Genomic DNA, 24,960 nt, shown 5'->3' with positions numbered 1-24,960 from the left:
GCGGTGTCGGTCATGGCAGCGGGGATCTCGGGGGAGCGGAAGGCAGGGCCGCCGCCGCTGCGGCGTCGCGGCGGTTCGGCAGCAAGGCGCTGCAGGCGTGCAGCAGCAGGCACAGCGCGACGAAGCCGGCATTGGTCCAGGTGAAGGCCTGCGGCGCGAACGGCGACATCACGCAGGCGTAGGCGATGCGCAGGAACACCAGCAGGTTGAACAGCGCCACGCCGCGGCCGAGCAGGCGTACGCTCCACAGCAGCGCCGCGTACAGCGCCAGCATCGCCGCCAGCGCGGCGCCGGGGCCGCCGGCCAGCAGGAACGGCAGGAACTCGGTGCCGACATTGATGTTCGGCGCATCCAGCGGGATGCCGGTGCCGGCAGTGGCGATGGAACCGCTCAGCGGCACCAACTGGTTGACCAGGAAGCTGGCGTTCTCGTAGCCCTTGCTGAGCAGCGCGCCGAAGTTGTACGGGCCGGCACCGATGTACAGCAGCAGCCACTTGATGCCCTGCGGCGCGGCCCGGTACAGCGCGCCGAACGGCAGCGCCACCGAATCCAGCGAGCCCGAGCGCAGCGTGCCCAGCAGCGAGAACGCGGCGGCGCCGGCGCATAGCAGCGCCAGTACCCGTTTCCACGGCAGCGGCCGCGCCGGGTCGCGACGCAGCAAGACCAACAGGCCCACACTGAACACCGCCGCGAACAGGCGGTTGCGGTCGATCACCAGCACCGGGAAGGCGAAGCCGACCAGCAGCAGCGCGTTGCGCACGCTGCGCTCGCGCACGCATAGCAGGCCGATCGGCGGCAGGATCCAGCACATGTTCGACACATGCCGCACGTGCGATTGCAGCGGGCTGAGGTCGGCGTAGGCGGAGGGGTTGTGCAGCAAGGGAATCGGGAACAGCAACAGGTCCAGCAGGCAGAACAGGCCCACCGCGGCGGCCAGGCCGAGCGCGACGAAGGCCTCGCGGGTGCCGGCGTAGTCGCGCGCCCGGAACGCCGCCAACGGCGGCAGGCGGATGCCGAGCAACGCGTCCAGCCCCAGCGTCGCCAGCGCCACGGCGGCCAGCAGCGCGATGCCGGCGAGATAGCCTGGCGGCAGGTCGAAACTGAGTAGGGTCAGCGCACAGCTCAGCAGCAGCGGCAGGCCGAAATACGCCGACGGCAGGCGCAGCAGGCGGCTCATGTGCGCTCGATCAGGGCTGGCTGGCCGCCCTGGCGCAACCGTGCCAACAGCGACAGCCACGCATGTGCCAACAGGTGCCCGCCCAGCGCCAGCGGGCTGCGCCGCAGGAACGCGATCTTGGCGGCGATGTAGTGCGCCTGCGCATGCAGCAGGGTGCGGCAGGCGGGATCGAACAACCGCGCGCGGCGCAATGCCACCTGCCGCGATTCGGCCAGGTTGGCCAGGCGGCTGGGCAAGTGCCGGGTGCGGCTGGCGTTGTGGTCGTGCACGCGGTAGGCGCAGACGGCGACGTCCAGGAAGCCGAGGGCGTCGCGCGCGACCAGGCGCAGGAAGAAGTCCCAGTCCTCGATACGCAGGCCCTCGTCCCACTCCGCGCCCGGCTGCAGCGCGCTGCGCCGGACCAGCGCTACCGCCCCGCTCACCGCCCAGTGGCGGATCACCGCGCGGCGGATGCCGGCCTCGCTCAGGTACAGGCGTTTGTCCACGCCGTGCAGGTCGCGCATGCTGCTCTGGTGCAGCGTGCGGCCCTGGGTGTCGACCACGATGGCGTCGCCGATCACCGCAGCCTTGTGCGGATGCGCGCCCAGGTACGCCACCTGCACGCCCAGCCCGCCGGGCAGCAGGTAATCGTCGCTGGCCCCCAGGCGCAGAAACTCACCGCGGGCCATCGCCACCAGGTGGTTGAGCGTGGCGGCGATGCCGAGGTTCTCGCGCGGCCAGAAGCGCACGTGCAAGGTGTCGCCGTGCTGGGCAATCCACTCGGCGATGCACTCGGCGGTGCCGTCGCTGGAGCCGTCGTCGACGATCACCAGTTCCTTGTTCGGGTACGGATCCTCCAGCACGCTGTCCAGGCAGCGCTGCACGAAGCGCGCGTGGTTGTAGGCCGGGATCAACACCGACACCAGCGGCAGCGTCGGCGGCGTGTGCGGTGCGTCCATCAGCCCAGTCCTCGCAGGTAGCGGCGCACCACCAGCACGTTGAACGCCAGATACAGCGCGTAGTTGCAGGCGAACGCATAGGCCGCGCCGATCAGGCCCATGTGCGCGGTGAACAGCACCACCAGGCCCAGGTAGCTGGCGGCGAAAAAGCATTCGGAGAGCACGAACAGCCGCGTCATCGCCTTGGCCAGCATCAGGTAGGACAGCACGAAGGACGCGATCTTGAGCACGTCGCCGAGCAGCTGCGGCGCATACAGCGGCAACGCGGCGGCAAAATGGGCCGAGAACAGCAGCCGGGTGATCCAGTCGCGGCACAGGTACACCGTAGCCGCGGCCAGGATCACCGCCGGCAGCACGTAGCGGTAGGCGCCACGCAGTTCCTGCAGCAGCGCGGTGCGCGTGTGCAGCGCCGCCAGCTTGGGCAGGTAGTGGACGTTGATGGCGGTGGTGAAGAACAGCAGGTAGGCATCGGAGACACGGCTCACCGCCTGCCAATAGCCGACCTGCTGCCAGCCGAGCTGGCCGGCCAGATGATCGCGCACGCCGATGTTGACCAGCAGCGGCAGCAGCGCCGAGGCCAGGGTCATCGCGGAGAAGGCGGCCAGCCGCCGCACCATCGCCGGGTCGAAGCGGATGCGCAGCATCTCGCGGCGGAAGTACGGGCTGCGCCGCAGCGCCGGCACCCCGGCGCACAGCCAGGCCACCTGCCCCAGCACCAGGCCCAACAGCGCCCCATACAGGCCCATGCCGTGCGCCAGCGCCGCCACCAGCAGCACGCTCAGCACTGCGCCGGCGACCTGGATCAAGGCCAGCCGGCGCACGTCCATGAAACCGTTGACCACGGCCAGAATATAGTTGGCCAGCGCAATCCCGAGCTGCGCCACTGCCAGCACGCAGATCAGCGGCTGGTACTGCGCGTCGCCGAGCAGGCGCTCGGCGATCAGGCGGCTGCACAGCAGTGCGGCCGCGCCCATCGCGACCGCGGCGACGCAGGCGTAGCCGAGTGCGCTGCCGAGCAGCCGGGTCAGTGCCGGCGCATCGTTGCGGTATTCGGCCACGTACTTGACCACGCCGGCACCGATGCCGCCGCCGGCCACCACCGCCAGCAGCGACATCAGGCTGGTGAACTGGCCGAGCCGGGCGACCCCGGTCGGCCCGGCGTACACCGCCACCAGCTTGAGCACCAGCAACGCGGCCAGCAGCTTGGCCGCGGTGGCCACGCCGCTGTACACGCCGCTGCGCAGCACGTTCATGCCGCCACGCCACCGAAACGCTGGCAGGCGTCGATCACCTGCGCGACCGCCGCGTCGTCCAGGGTCGGACCGATCGGCAGGCTGAGCACCTCGGCAGCCAACCGCTCGCACAGCGGCAACTGCAGCGTCGCCAGTTCCGGATAGGCCGGCTGCCGATGCGGCGACGTTGGGTAATGCACCAGGCACTGCACGCCCTGGGCCTGCAGATGCTGTTGCAGCGCATCGCGCTGCGCGCAGCGCACCACGAACAGGTGCCAGGCGTGCGCGGCCGGGTCGGCCACCTGCGGCACTGCGATCTGCGGATGCGCGATGCCATCGAGGTATCGCTGGGCGATCGCGCGGCGCGCGGCGATGTCGGCATCCAGATGGCGCAGCTTGACCCGCAGCAGCGCCGCCTGCAGTTCGTCCAGGCGCGAGTTCACGCCCTGCACCAGATGCCGGTACTTGATGTCCGAGCCGTAGTTGCGCAGCACGCGTAGCTGCGCCGCCAGCGCGTCGTCGTCGGTGGTCACCGCGCCGCCGTCGCCGAGCGCGCCAAGGTTCTTGCCGGGGAAGAAGCTGAAACCGGCGGCATCGCCGAAGCTGCCGGCATGGCGGCCGTCGCGGCGTGCGCCATGCGCCTGCGCCGCGTCCTCGAGCAGCAACAGCCCATGGTGCTGGGCGATGGCACGCAGCGTGGCCATGTCGGCGAGTTGCCCATACAGGTGCACCGCCAGTATCGCCTTGGTGTGCGGGCCGATCGCCCGTTCCACCTGCGCCGGATCCAGATTGAAGCTGACCGCTTCCGGCTCCAGCGGCACCGGCCGCAGCCGGTTCTCGCTGATCGCCAGGAAGCTGGCGATGAAGGTATTGCCCGGCACCAGCACCTCGTCGCCTTCGCGCAGCCGGCCGAGTGCGCGGTAGCCGCGCAGGATCAGGGTCAGCGCATCCATGCCATTGCCGACGCCGATGGCGTGGGCGGTGCCGCAGTAGGCGGCGAACTCCCGCTCGAACGCGTCCAGTTCCTCGCCGAGCACGTACCAGCCGGAATCGATCACCCGCGCCGCGGCGGCCTTGAGCTCGTCGGCATAGCGCGCATTGCTGGCGCGCAGGTCGAGGAACGGCACGCTGGCCGCTGGCAGGTTCATTGCAATTCCCAATTGTAGAAATCGTGGACCACGGCGCGTGCGCCGAAGCGCTCCTTCTGCTCGACCAGGCCGGCATTGAGCACCTGGCCCTGCTGCTCGGTGGAAATGCCCAGGCTGAGGAACTCGCGCTGCGCGTAGACCTGCTCGATCAGGTCGGCCAGCAGCAGGCTCAGCGCATCGGCGCGGCGGCCCTGCTCCGAGCAGGCCAGGTATTGGGTATGGACGACATGGCCGAAGTCGTACACCAGCGTGCCGGCCAGCAGGTCGGCACCGTCGTGCACTTCGTAGGGCACGATCTGCGCCGGGAAGCGCGCACACAGCAGGCGCAGTTCGTCCAGGCTGTGGGTCGGGCGCGCGCCGTGGCGTTGCAGCACCTCGCCCAGCAGCGCATGCAGCGGCGCCGGATCCTCCACCCGTTGCACGCGCAGCCCGGCGCGGCGCGCCTTGGCGACCGAGCGCTTGCGTGCGGCTGCGAAGCGCGGCGGTTCTCGTAAGGGCACCGCCGAGGACAGGTCGCGGCGCTGCAGGCGCGCGCCGAGCCGGTGCAGTGCGTACAGGTCCTCTTCCGCCGGGCTGCGGTGGAACAGATGCGGCACCGCCTTGTACAGCAGCGTGCGCACGCCGGTGTCGCGATAATGCGCGGCGATGCGCTCGAACGCCTCCAGCGTCGCCGTCGCACGCAGCGCGTGGGTCGACACCAAGCCGGCATAACTGAGGCCGGCATGGCTGGTCACCGCGTCGCCATCGCGGTTGGCCGGAAACACCGCCACCGGCGCGCCGGCGTCCTCGACCAACAACGAAGCATCGACGAAGCGTGCGGCGTGATAGTCCATATAGCCACGCCGGTGCAGCAGATTGCCGTTGCGCGAGGCGTCCACCAGGGCATCCCATGCCGGCGCGTCGGTCGCGGTATACGCCCTAACCGACAGCATTGCCGTCCTCCCAGGCCATGCCGGCCGGCACCACCGCCTCGGCCACGCCGAACCCGTCGCGGCCCATGTCGTTGCCGTTGTAGAACAGCAGCAGGCGCTCGCCGTGGCGGATCAGCGCCGGATAGCACAGCGTGCGTGCGTCCCAGCCATCGGCCGACAGCGGCAGGCCCAACGCCGCGTCGCAGCGCTGCCAGTGGCGGCCGTCGTCGCTGACCGCCATGCCGGGCAGATAGGCGCCGGCGCGGCTGCCGTGGGTGAAATACATCAGATAGCGGCCATCGTGCCGGTACACCCGCGGGCGGCCGATGCGGTACTCGTCGCCCTGCGGCTGCAGGCAGACCGTGTCCTGACGCGGGATCGCCTGCAGGTCGTCGGTCTCCACGCAACGGATGTGGTAGCGCGGGTACGGCGTGCCGCCGGTCCATTCCCAGTCGTCGCCCACCGCGTACCAGAGCTGCCAGCGGCGATTCTCGTAACGCGCCGAATGCACCGCGGCGATGGTGCTGCGGCCCGGCGCGCGGTCCAGCAGCGGCGTGTCCTGGCGGCGCTGGAACGTGTCGCCGCCGTCGTTGGAGACCGCCAGGCCGGTGAACGCCAGGAACTTGGCGCGCGCCACCTGCTGGAAGCCGACATAGAACATGTACAGGCCGTCCGGCCCATGCACCACGTCGCCGAGGATCATGCCGTTGTCGTCGAAGCAGCCGGCGCGACCGATATCCAGCACCGGTGCGGCGCTGATGCCGAGCACCTGGGTGGGATCCTCTGCGCGCACGTCCACGTAGCCGATGCGGCTGACCCCGGCATCGTCGCGGAAGCCAGCGTAGATGCGCAGACGCTCGGCATCCAGCCGCAGCGGGGTCGGCGTCAGTGCCGAATGTCGCATCCAGCCGCCGACGCCGTCGCGCGCGGTGTCGAACACCAATCCGCGTTTGCGCCAGGCGAACATGCGCCTCACAGATCCACGTCGAAGCTGGACTTGCCGGCCACCGCCCGCGCCGGCGCACCGACGTAGACGCGTCCGGGTTCGGTGTCGCGGGTCAGCAGCGCACCGGCGCCGATGACGTTGTCGGCGGCGACCCTGACCCGGTCGCTGAGCGTGGCGTTGACCCCGATGAAGCTGCTCGCGCCGATCTCGCAGTAGCCGGAAATCACCGCGTGCGAGGCCACGAACACGTGGTCGTGGATCACCGTGCGGTGGCCGACGTGGTTGCCGCTCCACAGGATGCAGTTGGCACCGATGCGGGTGAACGGCTGCAGCACGTTGTGCTCGAACACGAAGCAGTGCTCGCCCAGTTCCACGTTGCGCCAGACGAAGGCGTGCGAGCTGACGTAGCTGGCCATGCGGTAGCCGCGGCGCTTGGCGTCCAGATAGAAACGCGTGCGCAGCCGGTTGAGTCCGCTGGCGGGGATCGCCACGAATGCCTCCACCTGCGACGGCGGATATCGCTGTTCGAGCTCCTCGTAGGCCACCACCGGCAGGCCGGCCAGGGTCGGCGCGGACAGGTAGTCGCGCTCCACGCTGAAGGCCAGCACCTCGTAGTCGCTGTCGTGGGTGAAGTATTCGCAGGCGATCTGCGCCAGTTCGCCGGCGCCGACGATGACCAGGGGACGCGCCATGATCTACGCCTCCTGCCGGCGCATGCCCGCCGCTTCGCGCAGGAACTCGTCGTAGTCGAAGATGTAGTCGGTCGGGTCGTAGGCCTGGTCGGCGAGCACCATCAGCACGCAGTCCGCGCTGAAGTCGTAGAGATCGCGCCAGACCATGCTGCCGAGCAGCAGGCCCTGCCGCGGATCGTCCAGCACCACCTGCGTCGGACCGCTGCCGTCGTCGAGCAGGAACGACACCGAACCGTGCAACGCCACCGCCAACTGGTTGAGATGGCGGTGCGCATGCTGGCCGCGGTGCACGCCGTTGCGGGTGGCGAACAGGTAGTACACACGGCGGATGTCGAAAGGCACGTCGCGCTGTTGCTCCAGCGCCACGAGCTGGCCGCGCGCGTCGCCGTGCGTCCGCAACTGGATTCGTTCGATTGCCATCAGAGTGCCCGACCGGGCTCCACATCGGAGTGTCCAGGCTGAGTGCCGCGGGTCCGCGGAAAGGTTGCGCAACGCCGACGCGCACCGCGACGCAACCTTTCGCCGCAGCGCCGGCACCCATCGACGACCACCGCTGCAGCGATGCCCCGCCGGCATCACGCCGCGCCCCTGCCCCGTCGCCCCCAAGGACACCGCGTACCGCCATGACCTCGCCCACGCCGGCCGTTCCGAAACCGCCCGTTTCCCCTCCTGCCGCGTCGGCGGCATTGCCGCGGCCGATGGTGTGGCTGCACTGGCTCACCGTGCTGTGCCTGGTGCTGGCGGCGGGGCTGATCCTGCTGCGCGAAGAGGTCGACGGCCGCATGTGGCGGCAGTGGCTGCTGGAAGGCCACCGCCACTTCGGCCTGTTCGTGCTGGGCCTGTTCTGCGTGCGCGTGGCACTGCGGCTGCGCCTGGGCAAGCGCCACGACCCGGAGGCCGGCTCGGCGCTGATGCGCTTGCTGGCCGGCGCCACCCACATGGTGATGTACGCGCTGCTGCTGACCCTGCCGGTGCTGGGTTGGGCGCTGAGCCAATCGATGGGCAAGCCGGTGCATCTGTTCGGCGCGACCCTGCCCGAGCTGGTTGCGCCCGATCCCGATCTCGCCGACAGCTTGGGCGCCTGGCACGTGGACGCGGCCTGGCTGCTGCTCGGCCTGATCCTGCTGCACATCGGCGCGGCGCTATGGCACCACCTCGTGCGCCGCGACGCCGTGCTGCAACGCATGGTGCCGTTCCTGCGCCGCCGCTGAGCCGCGTCTCCCCTCACCTCGTTTCCGTCCGCCGCCGCACCCACCCGCCCGCCAAAGGACCTTCCGCATGCACCAGGCCCCGTCGTCCCCCTCCACCTCCTCCCGCAGCGACAGGACGCGCGGCACCGAGCAGGCGCTGCTGTGGTCGGCGCTGGGCTCGCTGCTGCTGGTGCTGAGCCCACGCGCCGCCGCGGTGCCGGCGTTCGCGCGGCAGACCGGCTCGTCCTGCGCCGACTGCCACATCGGCGCCTACGGCCCGGCACTGACGCCCTACGGCATGCGCTTCAAGCTCGGCGGCTACACCGACAGCGACGGCAACGGCACCAAGATCCCGGCCTCCGCGCAGCTCACCACCAACCGCAGCGTGCCGGCGCGCGGCGAGAGCCGCACCCGCTTCAGCGAGGCCGACCTGTACCTGGCCGGGCGCATCACCGACAACGTCGGCGGCTACGTCAAGGTCGCCACTACCAACAACGGCAAGAACGACTACACCACGCGCCTGGACAACGTCGACCTGCGCGCAGTGGTCAAGAGCTTCCAGCTCGGCGGCAAGGACACCCTGCTCGGCGTCAGCGTCAACAACAATCCCGGCAGCCAGGACCCGATCGGCATGCTGCCCAACGCCTCCGGGCTGGGCCCGGCCTCGGCCTATTCCAATTCGACCACCCTGCTCAACCAATCCTCGCTGTCCAACCGGGTAATCGGCACCAGCGTCTACGGCCTGTACGACCGCAACTGGTATGGCGAAGTCGGCACCTACACCGCCCTGCCCGTGTCGACCCAGGACGACCTGGGCTACGCCATCGGCGGCGATCCCGGCAAGCTCAGCGACACCGGCTACCTGCGCCTGAGCTACATGAAGGATCTCAAGCGCCAGTTCTTCTCCGCCGGCGTGGTCGCACTGACCACGCGCCGGCAGTTGCCGCGCAGCACCGGCCCGCGCGACGACTTCACCGATCTGGGCTACGACCTCAACTACCAGTTCCTGGGTACCCGCGAGCACATCCTCAAGCTCGGCTACCTCAACATCTACGAGCGCCGCCGCTACGGCAGCGCGCTGATCGACCCGACCGACCCGGCCCTGGCCGGCCCGCGCCGGGCCAGCGTGCGCGACCAGTCGATCAGCCTCAACTACACCTACAAGCAGAGCTACAGCCTGCTGCTGGCGCACTTCATCAACACCGGCTCGGACGATCCGTTCCGCTACCGCCCGTACGGCGCGCCGGACACCACCAGCAACCTGATCAGCGCCTCGTGGGCGCCGTTCGGCAAGGACGACAGCTATTCGTCTATCTCCAACCTGCGCCTGTCCGCGACCTGGTTCCGTTTCAGCAAGTTCAACGGCAGCACCGGCAACGTGTTCGGCGCTACCCCGGTCACTCGCCCGCGCGACCTCAACCAGTTCGCGCTGAGCCTGAGCCTGGCCTTTTGATCCCCCGCACGGAGCTTCCCCCATGAAACGCACCAACGCCCTCCCCCTGTGCACCCTGCTGGCCGGCCTGCTGCCGCTGGCCGCCGCGGTGGCGCCGTCCGCGCATGCCGCCGGCGGCGCGCCCGGCGCCGGCGTGTTCGCCAGCGAATGCGCCGAATGCCACAGCGCCGCGCCGGCCAAGAACAAGAAGGGCCCGACCCTGTTCGGCGTGGTCGGGCGCCGCGCCGGCAGCGTGCCGGACTACGCCTATTCCGACGCGATGAAGCAGAGCCAGTGGACCTGGAGCGACGACAAGCTGCGCAGCTACCTGTCGCAACCGACATCCAAGGCCCTGCCCGGCGGCAAGATGAAGTACGACGGACTGGACGATCCCAAGCAGTTGCAGGATCTGATCGCCTACCTGCACAGCCTGCATTGAACTCGCTGCCCGATCGGGTCATATTCGGCGCCCCACGGGCCGGCCGTCGCGTCGCGCCCGTGCCCGATTCCTGACCTGCGAGCACCGAGCCACCGTGCGTGTTTTCCCTGCCGTCCGCGGCGCTTCGTCGCTGCTGCCCGCCGCTACCCAGCGCTGCGGGGCGGGCCGCGCATGCTGAACGCGCACGAGGTCCCGCCGAGCGCCGCATCCCGGCGGTCAGTGCATCCAGGCGTCGGCGCGGCCCTGGCCGTGGGCCTTGCGCTCGCCGCCCTGCACGCGCCGGCGGCAATGGCCGGCGACGTCGGCGGTGCCGCCGGGATCAGCTCGCAACTGGTCGATCGCGGCATCGCCGTGACCCGCAGCACCCCGACCCTGCAGGGCGCGCTGTTCTGGCTGCCGGCGCCGGGCTGGTCGCTGAGCGGCTCGGCCAGCGTGGCACTGGACGCGCCGGGCAAGGTGTTGATGGGCAGCGCCGGCCTGTCGCGCGGCTGGACCCTGTCCGACAACTGGCAACTGCAGGCCGAAGCGCTGCTGTACCGCTACCCCGGCCGGCGTGTCGACCGTCCGTTCAACCGCGACGAGCTCAGCCTGGGCTGGAGCTACCGCGACCGCCTGAGCCTGTCGCTGGCCGCGTTCCGCCTGCCCGACAGCGGCCTGCGCCAGCGCTGGTACGGCGCGCTCGACCTCACCGCGCACCAGCCGCTCCACGGCGCGCTGTCGCTGTCGGCCGGGGTCGGCGTCAGCCAGGCGCCGCCGGCCCTGTACGGACTGGAGTACGTGGCGCACTATCGCTACGGCCACGCCGGGCTGATCTGGAACGCCGGGCGCTGGAGCGTGGAGGTGGACCGCATGTTCAACGACACCCACGGCGGCGCGAACCACGGGATCTGGCCCTGGGTGGCCAGCGTCTCCCGCAGCTTCTGATCCGAGCGCAACCTTTCCGTGCCGCCCCGGCACATACCGGTGCCCGTTGCCACACCTGCCCCCATGAACGACACCGACCTGCTCGGCGATGCCACCGACCGCATGCTGCTCCGGCGCATGGCGGCCAGCGACCGCGAGGCGCTGACCCGCCTGTACCGCGCCTACCACGGCCGCCTGTGCCGGTTCCTGTCGCGGCTGACCCGGCGCCCGGACATCATCGAGGAAGCGATCAACGACTGCTTCTGGATCGTCTGGCAGAAGGCGGGCGACTTTCGCGGCGATTCGCAGGTTTCGACCTGGATCATGGGCATCGCCTACCGCTGCGGGCTCAAGGCGATCCGCCACCACAGCGACGACGCCATCGACGATGGCGTGGCCGCCGAGGACCACGCCGCGGCGGCGGACCCGGACGAGGACCGCGAGCTGCGCGACTGGCTGGGCAAGGGCCTGGAACGCCTGTCGGCCGACCAGCGGCTGGTGGTGGAACTGGTCTACGGCCTCGGCCACAAGCTGGACGAGGTCGCCGCGATCATGCAGTGCCCGGTGGGCACCATCAAGGCCCGGCTGTTCCATGCCCGGGTCAAGCTTCGCAACGTGTTGCCGGGATTGGCCGGCGACGCGTCCACGCTGACGGAGAGCGCGTGATGAAAACGGGCTTCAATGAGCCAGGCAACGAATGCGCGCATGCCTGGGAACTGATGCCGTGGGTGCTGCAGGACAGCGCCACGGAAGACGAGAACGAATGGCTGGTCGCGCACCTGGCCAAGTGCCAGCACTGCAGTGCCGAGTTCGCCCAGCAGAGCCGCCTGCGCATGGCGATGACCCTGCCCAGCGACGTGCCGGTGGACGCCGAGGCCGGGCTGCAGCGCCTGCTGCAGCGCCTGGACGCGCCGGTCCCCAAGGCACAGCCGCAGCGCAGCCGCACCAGTTGGACCACGCGGGCGCTGGTTGCCGCCGCCCTGCTGCAGGCCGTGGGCCTGGGCGTGCTGGGCGTGCGCCTGTCCGCCGAGCACGAGCGCAGCACCGCCTACCGCACCCTCAGCGACGCCACGCAGCCGCTGGCGGCCGACGCGATCCGGGTGGTGCCGGACGCACGCATGACCCTGGCCGACTGGGATGCGCTGCTGCGCAAGCTGCAGCTGCGGGTGATCGGCGGCCCCAACGCCGCCGGCGCCTACACCGTGGTGCCGATCCAGGCCGGGTCGGCGGCGCAGCCGCAGCGCAGCGTGCAGCAGTTGCGCGCCACCGCCGGCATCCGCCTGGCGGAGCCGATCGCCGCGCCATGAAGCTGCATCTCGCCAGCCTGCTGTTCGCCTGCCTGGGCCTGGGCGCCTGCGCCCACGCAGCGCCGGCGGCCGTCGCCGATCCTGCGCCCGCGGCCAAGGCGCCCAGCCTGGATCCGTCGCCGGCGCTGGACAGCCAGCGCCAGATCGTTCTCGCCGTGGCCAACCCGATGGCCGCGCCGAGCCGCCACGCCGGCTCCAACCTGCTCGGCTACGCCTCGGCCCGCTACTATGGCGCCGGCACCCAGGCGGTCGCCACCCTGGACGCGCTGAACAAGCGCTACGGTTTGCGCCAGGTCGCCGGCTGGCCGATCAAGGCGCTGGGCCTGTACTGCGTGGTGCTGGAGCCGGCGCCGGGCAGCGACCGCGCGGCGCTGCTGGCGCAACTGGCCAAGGACGACCGCGTGGCGCTGTCGCAGCCGCTGCAGGACTTCGGCACGTATTCGGCCGACAGCCAGGCCGCGGCGGCGGCGGCGCAGCCGCTGCGCTACAACGACCCCTACGTGGACATGCAGCGCGGCTTCGCCGCCACCAATGCAGCCACCGCGCAGACGCTGAGCCAGGGCCAGGGCGTGGACGTGGCGATCGTCGACACCGGCGTGGACACGTCGCATCCGGACCTGCGCGGACGCCTGCGCAACACCCGCGACCTGGTCGCCGCCGATCCGGGCGCGTTCAACCGCGACCACCACGGCACCGAGGTCGCCGGCATCATCGCCGCCGGCAGCAACAACCACCTGGGCATCGTCGGCATCGCGCCGAAGGCGATGCTAGACGTGTACAAGGCCTGCTGGTATCCGCAGCGCCCCGGTGCCGGCGCCGGCTGCAACTCCTTCACCCTGGCCAAGGCGCTGGCGGCGATCGGCGACACCCGCACCCGCATCATCAATCTCAGCCTGGGCGGTCCGGCCGACCCGCTGCTGCGCAAGCTCATGGAACAGTTGCTGCGCGACGGCCGCATCGTGGTCGCGGCGATGCCGCCCAACGGCCGCATGGACGGGTTTCCCGATGGCATTCCCGGGGTGATCGTGGTGCGCAGCAGCGCCGCCACGCCGGCACCGGCGGGCGTGCTCAGCGCGCCGGGCGAGGACATCCTCACCACCCAGCCCAACGGTGGCTACGACTTCACCTCCGGCTCGTCGATGGCCACCGCCCACGTCAGCGGCGTGGTCGCGCTGCTGCTGGCGCTGGCGCCGCAACTGGACGCGCGCAGCGTGCATGACCTGCTGCTGCGCACCAGCCGCACGCGCGACGGCCTGCTGCAGGTGGACGCCGCCGCCGCCGTGCAGGCGTTGCCGCGCAGCGCTCCCCTCGCCCGCTGAGGTCATCCCCATGCGTTCCTGGATCCCGCTCTGGTTGCACCGGCTCGGCGCGCCGCCGACCTTCTACCGCGTGGCCGGCGCGTTGCGTCCCTGGAGCCTGGCTGCGGCCATGCTGCTCGGCGCCGTGGCCTGCTACGGCGGGCTGGTGCTGGCGCCGCCGGATTACCAGCAGCACGACGCCTACCGCATCATCTTCGTGCACGTGCCGTGCGCGTGGATGAGCCTGTTCGTGTACGCGGCGATGGGCGTGGCCGGCCTGGTCGCGCTGGTGTGGCGGGTGAAGCTGGCGGAAATCGCCTGCATGGCCTCGGCACCGATCGGCGCCGCCTTCACCTTCGTCACCCTGTGCACCGGCTCGCTGTGGGGCCGGCCGATGTGGGGCACGTGGTGGACCTGGGACGCCCGGCTCACCTCGGAACTGGTGCTGTTGTTCCTGTACCTGGGCGTGATCGGCCTGCACCGCGCCATCGACGACCCGCGCCAGGGCGCGCGCGCCGCCGCGCTGCTGGCGCTGGTCGGGCTGATCAACCTGCCGATCGTGCATTACTCGGTGGTCTGGTGGAACACGCTGCACCAGGGCTCCACGGTACGCGTGCTCGGCCCGTCGAAGATGCCGCTGTCGATGCTGTGGCCGCTGCTGACCGGCGTGGTCGCCAGCAAGTGCTACTACATCGCCAGCCTGTGCGGGCGCATGCGCAGCGATCTGCTGTCACTGGAGCGCGGCAAGGCCTGGGTGCGTGCGATTGCGCTGCAGGCCGCGCCGGTGTCGACGTCGCCGGCGGACACCGCGCCGCGGCCCGCGGAGCACGCGGCATGAGCGGGTTCTGGGCGATGGGCGGCTATGCAGTCTATGTGTGGAGCGCGTACGCGCTGGCGCTGGTGGTGCTGCTCCTGGACAGCCTGCTGCCGCGCCGCCGCCAGCGCCGGCTGCTCGCCGAGATCCGTGCGCAAGTGACCCGCGAACAGGCCCGCCGTGCCCGCGGCAACGCGGCCACCAACGGAGCGCACGATGCATCCCACCCGTAGGCGCCGCCTGCTGCTGGTGCTGCTGTTGCTCGGCGCCGCGGCGCTGGCCACCGGCCTGTTCGTGCTGGCCCTGCAGCACAACATCAGCTACCTGTTCACGCCGAGCCAGGTGCAGGCCGGCGCGGCCAGGGATTACCGGGTGTTCCGGCTCGGCGGCATGGTCAAGGCCGGCTCGATCACGCGCAGCGCCGATTCGCTGCAGGTGCAGTTCACGGTGATCGACAAGGCCGGCGCCACCGCCATCGCCTACACCGGCATCCTGCCGGACCTGTTCCGCGACAACCAGGCGGTGATCGCCACCGGCTCGATGCGGGGCGCGCGCTTCGTGGCCACCGAGGTGCTGGCCAAGCACGACGAGACCTACATGCCGCAGGAACTGAAGGACGCGATGGCGCAGGCGCATGCCGATCGCGCCCACGTCGGCAACACCTCGGCGGCCGCTGCGGCGACCGCACGACCATGAGTCCGATCGCGTCCCACCGCGCCGGAGCAGCCGCACCATGAGCGCCGAGCTCGGCCAATGCGCCCTGATCCTGGCCTTGCTGCTGGCGCTGGTGCAGGCCGTGCTGCCGCTGCTCGGGGCCTGGCGCGGCCAGCGCGCCTGGATGGCGGTGGCGCGGCCGGCCGCCTACGCCCAGGCCGGTTTCGCCTGGCTGGCCTTCGGCCTGCTCGCTTACGTGTTGCTGCAGCTGGATTTCTCGGTGCGCTACGTCGCCGCCAACGCCAACCTGGCGCAGCCCTGGTACTACCGGCTGGCCGCGGTGTGGGGCGCACACGAGGGCTCGCTGCTGCTGTGGATCGCCATCCTCAACCTGTGGACGGTGGCGCTGGCGCGCAGCAGCCGGCACTTGCCGGAAGCCTTCGCCGCGCGCGTGCTCGGGGTGCTCGGGCTGATCTCCAGCGGCTTCCTGGCCTTCGTCCTGTTCACCTCCAATCCGTTCGCGCGGCTGTCGCCGATGCCGCGCGACGGCAGCGAGCTCAACCCGGTGCTGCAGGACCCGGGCATGGTGTTCCACCCGCCGGTGCTGTACACCGGCTACGTCGGCTTTTCGGTGGCCTTCGCCTTCGCCATCGCCGCCCTGCTCGGCGGCGAACAGAAGCAGGCCTGGGTGCGCTGGGCGCGGCCGTGGACCAATGTCGCCTGGGGCTTCCTCAGCGCCGGCATCGTCGCCGGCAGCTGGTGGGCCTACGCCGAGCTGGGCTGGGGCGGCTGGTGGTTCTGGGATCCGGTGGAGAACGCCAGCTTCATGCCGTGGCTGGTCGGCGCCGCGCTGATCCACACCCAGGCGGTCACCGAGAAACGCGGCGCGCTCGGCGCCTGGACCCTGCTGCTGTCGATCCTGGCGTTCTCGCTGTCGCTACTGGGGACCTTCCTGGTGCGCTCCGGCGTGCTGACCTCGGTGCACGCCTTCGCCGCCGACCCGCGCCGTGGCCTGTACATCCTCGGCTTCCTGGTGCTGGTGGTCGGCGGCTCGCTGCTGCTGTACGCGCTGCGCGCGCCGCGCCTGGCCGCGGGCAAACCGTTCGCCGGGCTGTCGCGGGAGACCGCGATCCTGATCGGCAACCTGCTGCTCAGCGTGGCCGCGGCGATGGTGCTGCTGGGCACGCTGTTCCCGCTGCTCGGCGATGCGCTGCGGCTGGGCAAGATCTCGGTCGGGCCGCCCTACTTCGGCCTGCTGTTTCCGCTGCTGATGCTGCCGGTGGTGCTGCTGCTGCCGTTCGGTCCCTACCTGCGTTGGGGCCGTACCGAGCCCGGCGCACTGCGCGCGGTGGCCGCGCGCGCCGGTCTGGCGGCACTGGGCTGCGCACTGCTGGCGTGGTTGCTGAGCGCGGGTACGCTGCGCGCGGTAGCAGGCGTCGCGGCCGCGGCCTGGGTCGGCGTCGGCACCGCGTTGTATGCGCTCACCCGCTGGCGCAGCGCCCCCCGCGGCCGCCGCTTCCCCGCCGAACTGGCCGGCATGCTGCTGGCGCATGCCGGGGTCGCGGTGTTCGTGGCCGGCGTGCTGCTGTCGGAAAGCCTGTCGGTGGAACGCGACGTGCGCCTGGATCCCGGCCAGAGCGCCCAGGTCGGCGCGCATGCGTTCCGCTTCGATGGCGTGCGCCTGGTCGACGGTCCCAACTGGAAGGCCGAGCAAGGCACGGTGAGCGTGCTGCGCGACGGCGTCGTGGTGGCGGTACTGCATCCGCAGAAGCGCCTGTACAGCAGCGACCGGATCCAGACCGAGGCGGCGATCGATGCCGGCGTGCTGCGCGATCTGTACGTCGCGCTGGGCGAACCGGTCGACGACCAGCACATCGAATACGGCTGGACCCTGCGCCTGTACGACAAGCCCTTCATCCGCTGGATCTGGGCCGGCGGCCTGCTGATGATGCTCGGCGGCTTCGTCAGCGCCGGCGCGCGCCGCCTGCGCGCGCAACCGGTCACGGACAGCGCCGCCACGCCGGCCGCGCTCGCCGGAGCCGCGCCATGAGCCGGCTGCTGCCGCTGGCTGGCTTCCTGCTGCTGGCCGCGTTGTTCGGGTTCGGCCTGTGGTGGAGCCGCAGCCACGATCCGCGCGAGGTGCCCTCGCCATTGCTGGGCAAGCCGGTGCCAGCGTTCGCGTTGCCGCGCCTGGACCGGCCGGAGCTGCGCAGCGGCAGCCAGGAACTGCGCGGTCGCCCGTATCTGCTCAACGTGTTCGGCAGCTGGTGCATGGCCTGCAGCGAGGAGCACCCACTGCTGATGGCGCAGGCCCGGCAACTGGGGGTGACCCTGGTCGGCTACGCCTACCGCGACGATCCGCACGATACCGCCGCCTGGCTGGCGCAGCGCGGCAATCCGTATGCGCTGGTACTGGTGGACGCCGATGGTCAGCGTGCGATCGATCTGGGCGTGTACGGCGCACCGGAAACCTTCCTGATCGATGCCGACGGCGTGGTCCGCTACAAGCACGTCGGCGTGCTGACGGCGCAGGTGCTGGCCGATGAGCTGCGCCCGGCGATCGCGTCGCTCGACGAGGCGCGGCGATGAGCGCGACCGTCGCACGGACGTGCCGACGTACGCCATGGTGGCGATTGCTGGTGCTGCTGTGGCTGCTGGGCGGTGCGGTGCCGGCGCTAGCCCAGGCGGTGGACCCGTTGCCGTTCAAGGACCGCGCGCAGGAACAGCGCTTCCAGCAACTGACCGCGCAGTTGCGCTGCCTGGTCTGCCAGAACGAGAAACTGGCCGATTCCGACGCCACCCTGGCGCGCGACCTGCGCCACCAGGTGTTCGCGCAACTGCAGGCCGGGCGCAGCGATGCGCAGATCAAGCAGTACATGGTCGATCGCTACTCGGCCTTCGTCCTGTACGACCCGCCGCTGGCGCCGGGCACCTGGCTGCTGTGGTTCGGGCCGGCGCTGTTGCTGCTGGGCGGCGCCGCGATGGTGCTGGCGACGCTGCGGCAACGCCGCCGCGCCATCGGCGCCGCGACGGCGGACGCGGATGCGGAGGACGCCTGGTGACGCCCGGCTTCCTGTTTGCCGCCGCGGCGATGCTGGGCATCGCCCTGTTCGCGGTGCTGCGTCCACTACTCGTCCAGCATTCCGGCGCATCTGCGCAACGCGGCGTCGCGTTGCTGCTGGCGCTGAGCCTGCCCCTGCTCGGTGCAAGCCTGTACTGGCGCATCGGCACACCGACGGCCCTGGCCGGTGTCCCGCTGCAACCGCTGCCGCCGGCCGCGCCGGAGCAGACCGCGCAGCTGCTACAAGGCTGGCTGCAGCAGGCCTGGGACGCGCAACAGGCGCGGCGCCCGCACGAGGCGCAGCAGGCCTTTGCGCAGGCCCTGCGGATCGCCCCGGACAATGTCGAGGCCCTGCTCGGCTGGGCCGAGACAGACATGGCGCAACACGCCGATCTCACCGTCGGCAGCGCCGCACGCGCCATGCTCGACCGCGTGCTGGCGCAGCAACCGGACAATCAGCGCGCCCTATGGATGCGCGGCATCGCCGCCTTCCAGCAGCAGCGCTATGCCGCCGCCGCCAGCGACTGGCGCCACCTGTTGACCCTGCTGCCCGCCGGCTCGCCGTTGCGCGACGCGGTGACGCAGAAGATCGCTGCTGCCGAAGCGATGCTCGCCGCACCAAGCGCAGCGACCGCCACGCCACGCTGACGCTCCCCCGCCGATCGCGCCAGCGCGCCACGGTCCACTCAGAGCACGGACGCGATCTTCTCCTTCAGCGTGTCCGCATTGAACGGCTTGACGATGTAACCGCTGACCCCGGCTTCCCGGATCGCGGTCACATTGTCGCTGCGCGACTCGGCGACCACCATCAGGAACGGCGTGCCTTTCAGCTTCGCGTCGCTCCGAACCGCCCGCAGCAACGCCAGACCGGTCATCGGCTCCATGTTCAAGTCGGAAATGACCAGGCCGATCTTCTCTGCCCGCATCGCGGCCAGCGCCGCCTCGCCGTCGGCCGCCTCGACCACGTCCTCGTAGCCGAGTTGGCCCAGCAGCATGCGGATGACGCGCCGCATCGTGCGGTAGTCGTCGACGACCAGAATCTTCATGGCATCCCCAGGCAGCCCGATGGCCGGACCGATGGTGCAGGAGTCCGGCCACCGCTGCCACAGCCGGGTACGTGTCCTGCCAGCCGCACCGGCCAGGCTGCGGATTTGCGTCGAAAATAGGAATGCGTATCATTAACTGACCTGCAGCCCTCGCTGCCATCCGCTCCGCCTAGCCCTGTCGCCAAGCCGGTGCCTCTCCCGACGGGCCTCCATGCACCCTGTTCCGCCAGCGTCGCCGCGTCTCTCCACCCCGCCCACCGCCGCCTCGCGTGGGCTGCCGCCCTGGCTGGGCGCGCTGGCGCGCACCCTGGCCGCGATCGTCGGCGGCTATGCGCTGGCCGCGGCCACGGCGGTGCTGTTGCCGCTGCTGTGGCCGTCGGTGCGTGCGCAAGCGGTGTTGAGCGGCATGATGCTGGGCATCCTGGTCTGCGCCTGCACCGTGCTGTGGGCATTCGCCGCGCGCAGCGCCGGACGTGCCTGGCTGGGCATCGCCGCGCTGCTGGCGCCGATGGCGCTGGCCATCGCCTGGCTGCAGCAGCACGCGCCATGAAGCAGGGATTCCGCCAATCGATGGCCTGGCTGCACACCTGGAGCGGCCTGCTGGTGTCCTGGGTGCTGCTGCTGATCTTCATGGCCGGCACCGCCAGCTATTTCCGCAACGAAATCAGCCGCTGGATGCGTCCGGAACTGCCGAGCGCGCAGCCGAGCACCGACGTGGTCGCCGCACGTGCGGTGGCGCTGCTGCAGCGCGAGGCGCCGCAGTCGCCGCAATGGTTCGTGTCGCTGGCCAACCCGCGCGCGCCGTTCACCGATCTGTTCTGGCGCAATCCACCGCCGGCCGACGGCGCCCGCCAGAGCCGCAAGGAGATGTTCGGCAACGCCCTGCTCGACCCGGTCAGCGGCGAGGCCAGCCAGACCCGCGACACCCGCGGCGGCGACTTCTTCTACCGCCTGCACTTCGACCTGCACTACCTGCCGGCGCTGTGGGCGCGCTACATCGTCGGCTTCTGCGCGATGTTCATGCTGGTGGCGATCATCAGCGGCGTGATCACCCACAAGAAGATCTTCAAGGACTTCTTCACCTTCCGTCCGGCCAAGGGCCAGCGCTCGTGGCTGGACTTCCACAATGCCAGCGCGGTGCTCGCCTTGCCCTACCACGCGATGATCACCTACACCGGGCTGGTCACGCTGATGCTGATGTACCTGCCCTGGGGCATCAAGACTGCCTATCCCGATGCCGAGCAGGCGTTCTACGCCGAGGCCTTCCAGGAGCCGCAGAACCTGCGCGAGGCCAGCGGCACGCCCGGGCACATGCTGCCGATCGCGCACCTGCTGGACGTGGCGCGCCGCGAATGGGGCGCGCAGGCGCCGATCGCCGGCTTCACCGTGTACAACGCCGGCGACGCTGCCGCGGCCATCCAGATCCGCCAGGGCGACGGCCAGCGGCTGGGCTACACCACGCCCTCGCTGCTGCTGGACGCGGCCAGCGGGCAGATCCTCGGCCGCAGCGGCGAACTCGGCGCCGCTGCGGAAACCCGCAGCACCCTGTACGGCCTGCACCTGGCGCACTTCGCCGGGCCCTGGCTGCGCTGGCTGTTCTTCGGCTGCGGCCTGCTCGGCTGCCTGATGGTGGCCAGCGGCGCGATCCTGTGGGCGGTCAAGGAGCGGCCCAAGCACGCCAAGGCCGGCCGCATCGGCCTGGGCCTGCGCCTGGTCGACGCGCTCAACATCGGCACCGTGGCCGGGCTGCCGATCGCCTTCGCCGCCTATTTCTGGGGCAACCGGCTGCTGCCGCTGCACCTGGAATCCCGCCCGGAAAGCGAAGCGACGGTGTTCTTCCTGGCCTGGGCCGCGGCCCTGGTCGCGGCCCAGGTGTGGCCGAAGCGCCCGATGTGGGCCTGGCAACTGTATGCGGGCGCGGCGCTGTTCGGCTTGCTGCCGCTGCTCAACGCCGTCACCACCGATGCGCACCTGGGCGTGAGCCTGCTGGCCGGCGACTGGGCGCTGGCCGGGTTCGACCTGGTCTGCCTGTTCCTCGGTATCGCCCTGGCGCTGGCCGCGCGGCGCATGCAGCGCTGGCAACCGCCGCTGTCGGCGGCAGAACGCCGCGCCCGCGAACGCGGCGGACCCGGCAAGCCGGTGCTGGCCACGGAGGGCGCATGATCGTGCTCGGCCTGTGCCTGGCCTTCTCCGGCTTCGTCGCGCTGTGCCTGGGCATGGAGAAGCACCAGCTCGAGCTGTACGGCGCACGCCGCGCCACGCCGCCGCGCCTGCGGCGACTGCAGGCCGCCGGCTGGTTGCTGCTGAGCGCGGCATTCGCCAGCTGCGTTGCAGCGCGCGGCTGGGGCATCGGCCCGGTGCTGTGGGTGGGCTCGCTCAGCGCCAGCGCGGCGCTGCTGACCCTGGGCCTGCTGCCGTACCGGCCGCGGCTGATCGTGCCGCTGGCGTTGCTGGCGCCGCCGCTGGGCGTGGGCGCCGCCCTGCTGGGCTAGAGACCCACGTCCGCTCAGCGGCCGGCAGTCGCCGTCGGCGGCCGCAGTTCCGCGGCGGTGCGCGCGCCGGCGAACACCAGCACCAGCCCCGCCGCCAGGGTAATCGCCAGGTACAGCGGCACCATGCCGAGGCGGCCGTTGCGCACGAACACCATGCTTTCCATCATCAGCGAGGAGAACGTGGTCAGCCCGCCGACCAGGCCCACGATCAGCAGCGCCCGCCAGTACGGCGCGCTGGCGCCGCGGCCTTCGATCCACACCAGCAGGAAGCCGCCGACGAAGGCGCCGGCCAGGTTCACCGCCAGCGTGCCCCACGGGAAGCCGGCGCCGTAGCGCTGCAGCAGCGCACTGCCCACCGCGAAGCGCAGCCCGGAGCCGACCGCGCCGCCGGCCATCGCCAGCAGCAGTTGTTGCCACCACAGGGTCAGGTTCATGCGCGCCTCCGCGAGGCGATCGTCGGAGCGGCAGCAGAAATACGAGAAGGAACGGGCATCGGATTCTCCACAAGGACGATGCCGGGGCGCGAGCCTGCCACCCCGGCGGGGGTTGGGCAGGCATCATCAGCGCGCAGTGCTGCGGGCGGTTCGAGGAGGAATGCCATCTCCTGTGCGCCGATTATGAAGCCGATCGACCGGCCTTGTCAGCCCGCGCCTGCTCGCGCGCGGCGCGCAGGCGGTCGAGCTTGTCCTTGAGCTTGATCTCCAGGCCGCGCTCCACCGGGCGGTAGTACACGCGCTCGCCCATCGCATCGGGGAAGCCGGTCTGGTCCAGGGCGATGCCGCCCTCGGCGTCGTGGTCGTACTGGTAGTCGGCGCCGTAGCCCAGGGTCTTCATCAGCTTGGTCGGCGCATTGCGCAGGTGCAGCGGCACCTCCTGGGTGCCGGTCTCGCGAACTTCGGCCTTGGCCTGGTTGAACGCGGCATAGCCGGCGTTGGACTTGGCGGTGCTGGCCAGGTACAGCACCAGTTGCGCGAACGCCAGTTCGCCTTCGGGACTGCCCAGGCGCTCGTAGATGTCCCAGGCTTCCAGCGCCATCGACTGTGCACGCGGATCGGCCAGGCCGATGTCCTCGATCGCCATGCGGGTCAGCCGCCGCGCCAGGTAGGACGGGTCGCAGCCGCCATCGAGCATGCGCGTGAGCCAGTACAGCGCCGCGTCCGGATTGGAGCTGCGCACCGACTTGTGCAGCGCCGAGATCTGGTCGTAGAACTGCTCGCCGCCCTTGTCGAAGCGGCGCGTGCGGTCGGCCAGCACCTGCTGCAGGGTCTGCGCGGTGATCTCGCCGCCCTCGTCCTGGGCCAGCTCGGCGGCGATCTCCAGCAGGGTCAGCGCGCGCCGTACGTCGCCATCGGCGGCGCCGGCGATCTCCAGCAGCGCCGCGTTGGAGACCTGCAGTTGCTCGGCGCCGAGCCCGCGCTCGGGATCGTGCAGCGCCCGCTGCAGCGCCTCGGCGATGTCCTGTGGCGACACCGGCTCCAGCACGTGCACGCGGCAGCGCGACAGCAGCGCCGAATTCAGCTCGAACGAGGGATTCTCGGTGGTGGCGCCGACGAACAGGATGGTGCCGCGCTCGATGTGCGGCAGGAACGCGTCCTGCTGCGCCTTGTTGAAGCGGTGCACCTCGTCGACGAACAGCACCGTGCGGCGGCCGTCGGCGAAGCGCTGCGCGGCCTCGGCCAGCACCAGGCGCACTTCCGGCAGGCCGGACAGCACCGCCGAGATCGCCTTGAACTCGGCTTCGGCGTACTGCGCCAACAGCAGCGCCAGCGTGGTCTTGCCGCAGCCGGGCGGCCCCCACAGGATCATCGAGTGCACGCGGCCGGACGCGACCGCGCGGCGCAGCGCACTGGTGGGTGCCAGCAGGCGCTTCTGCCCGACCATCTCGTCGAGCGTGCGCGGGCGCATGCGCTCGGCCAGCGGGCGCATGGCCTCGCGGTCGACGCTCAGCAGGTCGGGCGTATCGGAAGCGAAGGGTCTGCGTTTGGCCATGCGCCCATTCTATCGCCGCGGCCCGTGCACGCCGTGCGGCCTGCATGCGCCCTGCCCGCGGCCCGCTCGCTGCAAGCCCGCGCGGCACCGACGCCAGCGCTAGAATCGCGGCGCCTCCCCTGCCCGGCCGCCCCCCGCCATGAGCCACCACGACACCCTGGACGCATTTACCCATCAGCACGACTTCCTCGGCACGCGCCACGAGCACAACGCGCGCCGCACCTGGGCGGTGGTAGCGCTGACCGCCGCGATGATGATCGTGGAGATCGTCGCCGGCTGGTGGACCGGCTCGATGGCGCTGCTGGCCGACGGCCTGCACATGGCCACCCACGCCGGCGCGCTGTCGCTGGCCGGCTTCGCCTACTGGTTCGCGCGGCGGCACCGGCACAACCCGCGCTTCACCTTCGGCACCGGCAAGGTCGGCGACCTGGCCGGCTTCTCCAGCGCGCTGATCCTGGCGCTGATCGCCCTGGGCATCGGCGTGGAATCAGCACTGCGCCTGGCGCAGCCGGTGCACATCGCCTATGACGAAGCGCTGTGGATCGCGGCGCTGGGCCTGCTGGTGAACCTGCTCAGTGCCTGGATGTTGGGTGCCGACCACCACCACGATCACGGGCATGGCCACGGCCACGGCCATCATCATGACCACGACCACGACCACGACCACGCACACGCTGCGCATCGGCATGACGACCATGCGCACGCGCACCATGATGGGCATGACCACGATCATGCGCATGGTCACGACCATCCCCACCCTCACGATCACCACGAGCACGCACACGCCCACGCCGCGCCCGCACAGGCCGTCGGCCACGACCGGCACGCCCACGCCGACCACAATCTGCGCTCGGCCTACATGCATGTGCTGGCCGACGCGCTGACCTCGGTGATGGCGATCGTCGCCCTGCTGCTGGCCAAGTACCTGGGCTGGACCTGGACCGATGCGCTGATGGGCATCATCGGCGCCATCGTCATCGCACGTTGGTCGCTGGCGCTGCTGCGCGACACCGGCGCGGTGCTGCTCGATGCCTCGGCGCCGGCGGCGCTGCAGGCGCAGATCCGCGACCGCCTGCAGCAGGACGACGAGCGCATCGCCGACCTGCACGTGTGGCGGGTCGGCCCCGGCCAGCACGCGGCGATCGTGTCGCTGGTGACGCACCGGCCTCGGCCGGCGGCGTTCTACCACGCGCGCCTGCAGGGCGTGGCCACACTGGGCCACGTCAGCATCGAAGTGCAGACCTGCCCCAGCTGAGCGAAAAGCCCGCCGCGCACCGACCCGGCGCGCGGC

The 24,960-nt window shown here is 70.9% G+C and carries 29 protein-coding genes and 1 riboswitch; of the genes, 18 read left to right on the top strand and 11 right to left on the bottom strand.

The features are described from left to right. Positions 1-10: 10 nt before the first annotated feature. From FHR66_RS08865 to FHR66_RS08830, 8 genes are read right to left on the bottom strand one after another with little or no spacing between them, the layout of a single operon-like run. Entirely contained in the window at positions 11-1,177 is a 1,167-nt protein-coding gene (locus FHR66_RS08865) for a hypothetical protein (RefSeq protein ID WP_160968061.1), read from the bottom strand. Next, entirely contained in the window at positions 1,174-2,115 is a 942-nt protein-coding gene (locus FHR66_RS08860; protein ID WP_160968063.1) for a glycosyltransferase family 2 protein, read from the bottom strand. Before FHR66_RS08860 ends, FHR66_RS08865 begins: the two co-directional genes overlap by 4 nt. Beyond that, positions 2,115-3,368, bottom strand: a complete 1,254-nt coding sequence (locus FHR66_RS08855) for an O-antigen translocase (RefSeq protein ID WP_160968065.1) — start codon at positions 3,366-3,368, stop codon at positions 2,115-2,117. The genes FHR66_RS08860 and FHR66_RS08855 overlap by 1 nt, the downstream gene beginning before the upstream one ends. Continuing rightward, on the bottom strand, positions 3,365-4,495 hold the full coding sequence (locus FHR66_RS08850; protein ID WP_160968067.1) for a DegT/DnrJ/EryC1/StrS family aminotransferase: 1,131 nt from the start codon (positions 4,493-4,495) through the stop codon (positions 3,365-3,367). The genes FHR66_RS08855 and FHR66_RS08850 overlap by 4 nt, the downstream gene beginning before the upstream one ends. Then, positions 4,492-5,427: a GNAT family N-acetyltransferase gene (locus FHR66_RS08845; RefSeq protein ID WP_160968069.1), complete on the bottom strand. Its 936-nt coding sequence runs from the start codon at positions 5,425-5,427 to the stop codon at positions 4,492-4,494. Before FHR66_RS08845 ends, FHR66_RS08850 begins: the two co-directional genes overlap by 4 nt. After that, positions 5,414-6,373 carry a glycoside hydrolase family protein gene (locus FHR66_RS08840; protein WP_160968071.1) on the bottom strand — a complete coding sequence of 320 codons (960 nt, stop codon included), beginning with the start codon at positions 6,371-6,373 and terminating at the stop codon, positions 5,414-5,416. The genes FHR66_RS08845 and FHR66_RS08840 overlap by 14 nt, the downstream gene beginning before the upstream one ends. 5 nt (positions 6,374-6,378) lie before the next feature. Continuing rightward, entirely contained in the window at positions 6,379-7,044 is a 666-nt protein-coding gene (locus tag FHR66_RS08835) for an acetyltransferase (protein WP_160968073.1), read from the bottom strand. Positions 7,045-7,047: 3 nt separating this feature from the next. Next, on the bottom strand, positions 7,048-7,464 hold the full coding sequence (locus FHR66_RS08830) for a sugar 3,4-ketoisomerase (protein ID WP_160968075.1): 417 nt from the start codon (positions 7,462-7,464) through the stop codon (positions 7,048-7,050). A 278-nt stretch (positions 7,465-7,742) separates the two neighbouring features. On the opposite strand from FHR66_RS08830, the gene FHR66_RS08825 reads away from it, so the two are divergent. The 14 genes from FHR66_RS08825 to FHR66_RS08760 all read left to right on the top strand — a co-directional run bounded on the left by FHR66_RS08825 (position 7,743) and on the right by FHR66_RS08760 (position 18,790). Next, positions 7,743-8,255: a cytochrome b gene (locus tag FHR66_RS08825; RefSeq protein ID WP_160968097.1), complete on the top strand. Its 513-nt coding sequence runs from the start codon at positions 7,743-7,745 to the stop codon at positions 8,253-8,255. Positions 8,256-8,322: 67 nt separating this feature from the next. Beyond that, positions 8,323-9,687 (top strand): cytochrome C, encoded by a 1,365-nt coding sequence (locus tag FHR66_RS08820; protein ID WP_167087721.1) that lies wholly within the window; start codon positions 8,323-8,325, stop codon positions 9,685-9,687. Between the two features lie 22 nt (positions 9,688-9,709). Next, positions 9,710-10,105: a c-type cytochrome gene (locus FHR66_RS08815; protein WP_160967423.1), complete on the top strand. Its 396-nt coding sequence runs from the start codon at positions 9,710-9,712 to the stop codon at positions 10,103-10,105. Positions 10,106-10,354: 249 nt separating this feature from the next. After that, positions 10,355-11,029 (top strand): hypothetical protein, encoded by a 675-nt coding sequence (locus FHR66_RS08810; protein ID WP_317845262.1) that lies wholly within the window; start codon positions 10,355-10,357, stop codon positions 11,027-11,029. Positions 11,030-11,092: 63 nt separating this feature from the next. After that, positions 11,093-11,674 (top strand): RNA polymerase sigma factor, encoded by a 582-nt coding sequence (locus tag FHR66_RS08805; protein WP_160967425.1) that lies wholly within the window; start codon positions 11,093-11,095, stop codon positions 11,672-11,674. Next, positions 11,674-12,315, top strand: coding sequence for a zf-HC2 domain-containing protein (locus tag FHR66_RS08800; RefSeq protein ID WP_160967427.1), 642 nt, complete (start codon positions 11,674-11,676; stop codon positions 12,313-12,315). Before FHR66_RS08805 ends, FHR66_RS08800 begins: the two co-directional genes overlap by 1 nt. Further along, positions 12,312-13,634, top strand: a complete 1,323-nt coding sequence (locus FHR66_RS08795) for a S8 family serine peptidase (protein ID WP_160967429.1) — start codon at positions 12,312-12,314, stop codon at positions 13,632-13,634. Before FHR66_RS08800 ends, FHR66_RS08795 begins: the two co-directional genes overlap by 4 nt. Positions 13,635-13,644: 10 nt before the next feature. Beyond that, positions 13,645-14,451, top strand: a complete 807-nt coding sequence (locus FHR66_RS08790) for a heme ABC transporter permease (protein WP_160967431.1) — start codon at positions 13,645-13,647, stop codon at positions 14,449-14,451. Next, positions 14,448-14,660, top strand: coding sequence for a heme exporter protein CcmD (gene ccmD, locus FHR66_RS08785; protein ID WP_160967433.1), 213 nt, complete (start codon positions 14,448-14,450; stop codon positions 14,658-14,660). The genes FHR66_RS08790 and ccmD overlap by 4 nt, the downstream gene beginning before the upstream one ends. Next, a complete protein-coding gene (gene ccmE, locus FHR66_RS08780) occupies positions 14,644-15,123 on the top strand; it encodes a cytochrome c maturation protein CcmE (RefSeq protein ID WP_160967434.1) in 480 nt (159 codons plus the stop codon). The genes ccmD and ccmE overlap by 17 nt, the downstream gene beginning before the upstream one ends. A gap of 37 nt (positions 15,124-15,160) precedes the next feature. After that, the gene (locus tag FHR66_RS08775) at positions 15,161-17,131 is read left to right on the top strand and encodes a heme lyase CcmF/NrfE family subunit (RefSeq protein WP_160967436.1); all 1,971 of its coding nucleotides are present in this window, start codon (positions 15,161-15,163) and stop codon (positions 17,129-17,131) included. Then, on the top strand, positions 17,128-17,670 hold the full coding sequence (locus FHR66_RS08770; protein WP_160967438.1) for a DsbE family thiol:disulfide interchange protein: 543 nt from the start codon (positions 17,128-17,130) through the stop codon (positions 17,668-17,670). Before FHR66_RS08775 ends, FHR66_RS08770 begins: the two co-directional genes overlap by 4 nt. Further along, a complete protein-coding gene (locus tag FHR66_RS08765; protein WP_160967440.1) occupies positions 17,667-18,143 on the top strand; it encodes a cytochrome c-type biogenesis protein in 477 nt (158 codons plus the stop codon). Before FHR66_RS08770 ends, FHR66_RS08765 begins: the two co-directional genes overlap by 4 nt. Next, positions 18,140-18,790, top strand: a complete 651-nt coding sequence (locus FHR66_RS08760; protein WP_160967442.1) for a TPR domain-containing protein — start codon at positions 18,140-18,142, stop codon at positions 18,788-18,790. The genes FHR66_RS08765 and FHR66_RS08760 overlap by 4 nt, the downstream gene beginning before the upstream one ends. Positions 18,791-18,828: 38 nt before the next feature. Here the strand turns inward: FHR66_RS08760 and FHR66_RS08755 are convergent, their stop codons facing one another. Continuing rightward, positions 18,829-19,188: a response regulator gene (locus FHR66_RS08755; RefSeq protein WP_160967444.1), complete on the bottom strand. Its 360-nt coding sequence runs from the start codon at positions 19,186-19,188 to the stop codon at positions 18,829-18,831. A gap of 211 nt (positions 19,189-19,399) precedes the next feature. Between FHR66_RS08755 and FHR66_RS08750 the strand changes: the two genes are divergently transcribed. The 3 genes from FHR66_RS08750 to FHR66_RS08740 are packed head-to-tail and all read left to right on the top strand — an operon-like array spanning position 19,400 to position 21,680. After that, entirely contained in the window at positions 19,400-19,738 is a 339-nt protein-coding gene (locus FHR66_RS08750; RefSeq protein WP_160967446.1) for a DUF3649 domain-containing protein, read from the top strand. Then, entirely contained in the window at positions 19,735-21,351 is a 1,617-nt protein-coding gene (locus FHR66_RS08745) for a PepSY-associated TM helix domain-containing protein (protein WP_160967448.1), read from the top strand. Before FHR66_RS08750 ends, FHR66_RS08745 begins: the two co-directional genes overlap by 4 nt. Next, on the top strand, positions 21,348-21,680 hold the full coding sequence (locus FHR66_RS08740) for a DUF3325 domain-containing protein (RefSeq protein ID WP_160967450.1): 333 nt from the start codon (positions 21,348-21,350) through the stop codon (positions 21,678-21,680). Before FHR66_RS08745 ends, FHR66_RS08740 begins: the two co-directional genes overlap by 4 nt. A gap of 14 nt (positions 21,681-21,694) precedes the next feature. Here FHR66_RS08740 and crcB read toward each other — a convergent pair whose 3' ends face one another. Both crcB and FHR66_RS08730 read right to left on the bottom strand, forming a co-directional pair. Beyond that, on the bottom strand, positions 21,695-22,114 hold the full coding sequence (crcB, locus tag FHR66_RS08735) for a fluoride efflux transporter CrcB (RefSeq protein ID WP_160967452.1): 420 nt from the start codon (positions 22,112-22,114) through the stop codon (positions 21,695-21,697). Between the two features lie 110 nt (positions 22,115-22,224). Next, a riboswitch (Fluoride riboswitch) is annotated at positions 22,225-22,294 on the bottom strand. A gap of 1 nt (position 22,295) precedes the next feature. Continuing rightward, positions 22,296-23,669 (bottom strand): replication-associated recombination protein A, encoded by a 1,374-nt coding sequence (locus FHR66_RS08730; protein WP_160967453.1) that lies wholly within the window; start codon positions 23,667-23,669, stop codon positions 22,296-22,298. Positions 23,670-23,808: 139 nt separating this feature from the next. Between FHR66_RS08730 and dmeF the strand changes: the two genes are divergently transcribed. Beyond that, positions 23,809-24,924, top strand: a complete 1,116-nt coding sequence (gene dmeF / locus FHR66_RS08725; protein ID WP_167087719.1) for a CDF family Co(II)/Ni(II) efflux transporter DmeF — start codon at positions 23,809-23,811, stop codon at positions 24,922-24,924. Positions 24,925-24,960 lie beyond the last annotated feature (36 nt).

It is taken from the genome of Xanthomonas sp. F4 (assembly GCF_011761895.1).
The sequence above is the reverse complement of the archived record's forward strand: the minus strand, read 5'-3'. Positions and strand labels throughout refer to the sequence as shown.